The sequence below is a fragment of the Stenotrophomonas sp. 05L44_2 genome (assembly GCF_056665995.1).
In genome coordinates, this window is record NZ_JBFTNR010000203.1 from 1 (window position 1) to 5,687 (window position 5,687).

The window sequence follows — 5,687 nt, forward strand, 5'->3', positions numbered from 1 at the left end:
ATGCAGCACCGACTGCAGGCGGCCATTGCCCATCGCCCCTTCGGCCGAACCCAGCTCGAACAGGTGCAGACCGTCCAGCGACCAGCCGTGCGCCAACGCGACTTCGCGCAGCTCCTCGGCGGTCTCGGACAGGGTGATGTAGAGGCAGCGCTCGCCGCGCCGCAGGCCTTCCAGCAGGAACTGCAGGGACAGCGTGGTCTTGCCGGAGCCCGGCGGCCCCTCAAGCAGGTACAGCCGCGCCTGCGGCAGCCCGCCACCAATGATGCTGTCCAGTCCTTCAATTCCGGTTGTGATCCGCATGCGTGCCTGCATCGACGTCGACGTTTGAGGGGGAAAGCCTATCGGCGCCCCTGTCGACGCATTGTGTGATCCAGCGCAAGTCCAGATCCGCATTCAGAATGCCTTCACGGCGTTGGCGCCGGTTCCGGCCTTGGGCCCGCACGCCAGTGCCGACGCGCGTGCGATGCGCTAGATTGGCGCCACGACGCACCAATCCACCCTTCCGGGAGAAGGCCTTTGTCCTCCGCCAGCATTTCCCACACCGCACCGGTGACGGCGGCGGACGGCGCGTTGCACCTGGGCTGAGGCCCACGCTCCTGCCCTCGTACCGGCAATGCCCTTCCGGGCAGTTCCCTGTCGAGGTTCCCATGCTCATTCCCGCGTCCGCGCACGACGTGCGCGCGCTGCTGTCCTGCACCGATCCCGCTGACGAAGCGGTCGCCCCGCCCGATGTGATCGCCATGCTGGCCGACCTCACCGCCTCCATCGAGCCCCGCTTTGCTCCAGCCGCATGGCGGATCGTCGAGGCCGGCCACACGGTTGGCCTGCTGTCCCTGACCTGCGCGCCGCGCGCCGGCGTACTCACCCTCGGCTATGGCGTCGCCCCGGCCCACCAGGGACGCGGGCTTGCCGGCGCCGCACTGGCCGCGTTCGTGCAATGGGCGTGGACCGACCCGCGCGTACACATGCTGAAGGCGGAAACCGCCGTGGCCAACCTGCCCTCGCAGGCTGTGCTGCGCCGGAACGGTTTCTGCGTGGCCGGCCAGCGCATGGATGCCGAGGACGGTGCGCTGCTGTGCTGGCAGCTGGGCCGCCCGCCAACGGCACCATGACCAAAGGGGCATGACGCCACCCCCGTTCAGCGCGATAAACAGCAGATCAACACACGGAAAGGTGTACGTCGCATGCTGAAGATCGATTCGCTGTCCAAGACGTACGCCAACGGCGTACACGCGTTGAACGGGGTCACACTGGATATTCCCCGCGGCATGTTTGGCCTGCTCGGGCCCAACGGCGCGGGGAAATCCTCGCTGATGCGCACGCTGGCCACCCTGCAGGAGGCCGACAGCGGCAGTGCCACCCTGAGCATTCCGGGTGAGTCGCCGATCGACGTGCTGCGCGACAAGGATGCCGTGCGCCGCCGGCTGGGCTACCTGCCGCAGGATTTCGGCGTGTACCCGAAGGTCAGCGCACTGGACCTGCTGGAACACTTTGCCGTACTGAAGGGCTTGACCCAGCGCGGTCAGCGCCGCGAGGTGGTCGATGGCCTGCTGCAGCAGGTGAACCTGTGGGATGCACGCAAGCGCAAGCTGGGCACCTACTCCGGCGGCATGCGCCAGCGCTTCGGCATCGCCCAGGCSCTGYTSGGCGMSCCGCGCCTGGTGATCGTCGACGARCCSACCGCCGGCCTYGAYCCSGAMGAGCGCAACCGCTTCCTCAACCTGCTGGCGGCCATCGGCGAGAACGTGGCGGTGATCCTGTCCACCCACATCGTCGAGGACGTGACCGACCTGTGCCCCACCATGGCGATCATGAACAAGGGCCAGGTGCTGCTGACCGGTCGCCCCACCGATGCGATCGAGGCGTTGCAGCAGCAGGTCTGGCGCAAGCAGGTGGAGCCTTCCGAACTGGCCGACCACGAGGCGCGCTACACGGTGCTGTCCTCGCGCCTGGTCGGCGGCCGCCCGGTGATCCACGTGCACAGCGCCAGCGACCCCGGTGATGGCTTCACTGCAGTGGCCCCCGATCTCGAGGATGTGTACTTCCAGCGCCTGCGCCTGCAGGCGCGTGCCCGTGCAGCCTGAGCGGAGCACACCATGATCCTCACCTTCTTCCGCTTCGAGCTGCGCGAGCAGCTGCGTTCGCCGCTGCTGTGGCTGCTGGCGTTCCTGTTCGCCGCGCTGGCCTTCGCCGCCGCCTCCTCCGAAGCCGTACAGATCGGCGGCGGCGTCAACAACGTGCACAGCAATGCGCCGATCGTCGTCGCGCGCTTCATGGGCATCTTCACCATGATGGGCATGCTGGTGTCCACGCTGTTCGTCAGCAATGCACTGCTGCGCGACTTCGAGCTGGGCACCTCGGAGCTGATCTTCGCAAGCCCGATCAAGCGCCGCGATTACCTGGCCGGACGCATCCTGGCAGCGATCTGCGCCAGCCTGGTGGTGTACCTGATCATCGCGCTGGGCATCTTCCTGGGGCCGTTCATGCCCTGGGTGGACAAGGCCCGCGTCGGCCCGGTTTCGCTGGCCAGCTATGCCTGGACCTTCACCTGGATCGTGCTGCCCAACGTGTTGTTCACCACCGCCCTGCTGTCGCTGCTGGCGGCGCTGACGCGCTCGATCCTGTGGGTCTACATCGGCCTGGTCGGCTACTTCGTGCTGTATGGCGTGAGTGCCTCGCTGCTGAGCGATATCGACAACGTCTGGGTCGCCACGCTGACCGAGCCACTGGGCATGCGCGCGCTCGGCCGCACGGTCCGCTACTGGGCCGCCGAGCAGAGCAACACCCGCCTGCCCGAGGTGGCGGGCTACCTGCTGGCCAACCGTGCCCTGTGGCTGGGGGTGGCCGCCGTCTTGTTCACCGCCACTTTCGCTCTGTTCCGCACCGAGCGTACCGGCAGTGGGCGCAGGCGTTGGGGCCGTCGCCAGGCCGTGGCCAGCGCCGATGCGCCGCGACCGGCGGCGATCACCGCGCCGCGCGTGCGCCCCCGCTTCAGCGCGGCAACCGGCTGGCACCAGTTCGTGCGCCAGGTGCGCTTTGACACCCTCGGCGTCCTGCGCGGGGTGCCGTTCATCGTGCTGCTGGTGCTGGGCCTGGCAAACTTCATCCCCGCCGCCCTGCACCAGAGCGCGGTCTATGGCACGCCGATCTGGCCGGTCACCACCGAAATGCTGTCGGCCCTGCAGGGCGCCTACAGCTGGCTGCTGGTGATCATCGTGCTGTTCTATTCCGGCGAACTGGTCTGGAAGGAGCGCGCGGTCCGCTTGAACGAAGTCAACGACGCCATGCCCGTACCCAACTGGGTACCGCTGCTGGCCCGGCTGACCACCCTGGTGGTGATCRTCGCCTGCTTCCAGGCCATCGGTGCGGTGGTGTCGATGGCCATGCAGCTGGTGCAGGGTTACACCCACCTGGAGCCGCTGCTGTACCTGAAGGTGCTGGCCCTCGGTTCGGTGTTCTATGTGCTGATGGGCGGCATGGCGCTGGTCCTGCAGGTCCTGACCAACAACAAGTTCTTCGGCTACGCGCTGTTGATCGTGGTGATGATCGCGCAGGTCGCGCTGGGCCTGCTGGACTACACCCAGAACCTGTACAACTTCGGCAACTGGCCCAACGCCCCGTACTCGGACATGAACGGCTACGGCCACTTCCTGCCTGGGCAGCTGGTCTTCCAGGCCTATTGGGGCCTGCTGCTGGCCGCGCTGCTGTTCCTTGCCTCCGCGTTCTGGGTGCGCGGCGTCGGCGCCAGTGCGCGTGACCGGTTGAAGCTGGCGGCACGCCGCCTGCGCGGTCCTACCGGCGCGGGCTTTGCCGTATCCCTGCTCGGCTTTGTCGCGCTCGGCGGATGGTTGTACTGGAGCACCAACATCCGCAATGAATTCCTGTCTCCCGACCAGCAGCGCGACCTGCAGGTGCGCTACGAGCGCGAGCTGTCCAAGTACAGGAACCTGCCGCAACCGCGCATCATCGCCGTCGACAACCGCGTGGACCTGCATCCGGAAACCCAGTCGATGGTCATCGATGCCGACTGGACGGTGCGCAACACCCACGCTGCCCCGATCAGTGACATCCACATCGCGATGGGCGATGACCGGAATCTGGTCAAAGTCGACCTGGGCGGGCAGACCCTGGCCTTCCATGATGTCGACCTGGGTTACCGCATCTACCGCCTGGCCACGCCATTGCAACCCGGCGAGCAGCGCCAGGTGCACTTCCGCGTCGAACAACGCCCCAAGGGCATCACCGCCGGCCAGGCACCCAGCAACATCGTGGACAACGGCACGTTCTTCAACAGCACCCTGCTGCCGTCATTCGGCTACGACCCGCGCGGCGAGCTGGAGGACCGCAACGAACGGCGCAAGCGCGGGCTGGGTGAGCCGACCCGCATGCCGAAGCTGGAGGATGAAGCAGCACGTGCCAACACCTACATCTCCGACGACGCCGACTGGCTGGACTTCCGTACCACCATCTGCACCGCACCGGACCAGGTCGCGCTGGCCCCGGGCTACCTGCAGCACGAGACCACCGTGAACGGCCGCCGCTGCTTCAGCTATGCGATGGACCGGCCCATGCTCAACTTCTACGCCTATCTGTCTGCGCGCTGGCAGGTRAAGAAGGGCATGTACAAGGACATTCCGATCGAGGTGTACTTCGACCCGGCCCATGCCTACAACGTGGACCGCATGATCGAAGCGGTGCAGAAGTCGCTGGCCTACTACGAGGCGAACTTCACGCCCTACCAGCACCGCCAGGTGCGCATCATCGAGTTCCCGGGCTACCAGAGCTTTGCCCAGTCCTTCGCCAACACCATCCCCTACTCCGAGTCGATCGGCTTCATCGCCGACCTGCGTGACCCGGACAAGGTGGACTACGTGTTCTACGTCACCGCGCATGAGATCGCACACCAGTGGTGGGCGCACCAGGTGATCGGTGCCAACGTGCAGGGCGCCACGGTACTGTCCGAATCGCTGTCGCAGTACTCGGCGCTGATGGTGATGGAAAAGGAGTACGGCCGCGCGCACATGCGCCAGTTCCTGAAGACCGAACTGGACCGCTACCTGGCCGGCCGTGGCGGCGAGCGCATCGAGGAACTGCCGCTGGAACGGGTGGAGAACCAGCAGTACATCCACTATCGCAAGGGCTCGCTGGTGTTCTACCGCCTGCGTGAGGAAATCGGCGAACAGGCGCTGAACCGCGCCCTGCAGCGCTTCCTGCAGGACAAGGGCTACCAGCAGCCGCCGTACACCACCTCGCGGGAGCTGCTGGACTACCTGCGTGCGGAGACCCCGGCCGACCGCCAGCAGCTGCTGACCGATCTGTTCGAGAAGATCACGCTGTACGACAACCGGCTGGAGACCGCCAGCGCGCGCAAGCGTGCCGATGGCCGCTACGACGTCACCCTGAAGCTGCACGCCGCCAAGGTCCATGYCGATGGCCAGGGCAAGGAAACGCCGGCCACGCTGGACGACTGGGTCGAGATCGGCGTGTTCGCCAACGGTCCCTCGGGCAAGGAACGCGACCAGAAGGTGCTGTACCTGCAGCGCCATCACATCACCACGGCAGCGCCGACGATCACGGTGATGGTGGATGCCAAGCCGGACGAGGCCGGTTTCGATCCGTACAACAAGCTGATCGACCGGGTGAGCGAAGACAACCGGCGCAAGGTGACGATGTGATGTGAGTGGCGG

At 66.5% G+C, this 5,687-nt stretch carries 4 protein-coding genes; 3 read left to right on the forward strand and 1 reads right to left on the reverse strand.

From position 1 onward, the window contains the following. The coding region (locus AC1VAN_RS09005; RefSeq protein WP_480985662.1) for a DUF7125 family protein at positions 1-312 on the reverse strand (312 nt) is incomplete at its 3' end. Between the two features lie 335 nt (positions 313-647). On the opposite strand from AC1VAN_RS09005, the gene AC1VAN_RS09010 reads away from it, so the two are divergent. The 3 genes from AC1VAN_RS09010 (at position 648) to AC1VAN_RS09020 (ending at position 5,675) form a co-directional block, all read left to right on the forward strand. Beyond that, entirely contained in the window at positions 648-1,112 is a 465-nt protein-coding gene (locus AC1VAN_RS09010; protein WP_442251614.1) for a GNAT family N-acetyltransferase, read from the forward strand. A gap of 72 nt (positions 1,113-1,184) precedes the next feature. Beyond that, a complete protein-coding gene (locus AC1VAN_RS09015) occupies positions 1,185-2,084 on the forward strand; it encodes an ABC transporter ATP-binding protein (protein WP_480985663.1) in 900 nt (299 codons plus the stop codon). A gap of 12 nt (positions 2,085-2,096) precedes the next feature. Further along, the gene (locus AC1VAN_RS09020) at positions 2,097-5,675 is read left to right on the forward strand and encodes an ABC transporter permease/M1 family aminopeptidase (RefSeq protein ID WP_480985664.1); all 3,579 of its coding nucleotides are present in this window, start codon (positions 2,097-2,099) and stop codon (positions 5,673-5,675) included. Positions 5,676-5,687 lie beyond the last annotated feature (12 nt).

What these genes read in the sequence shown, in the direction of transcription:
- AC1VAN_RS09010 (WP_442251614.1), top strand. Translation starts at nt 648, where the DNA reads ATGCTCATTCCCGCGTCCGCGCACGACGTGCGCGCGCTGCTGTCCTGC.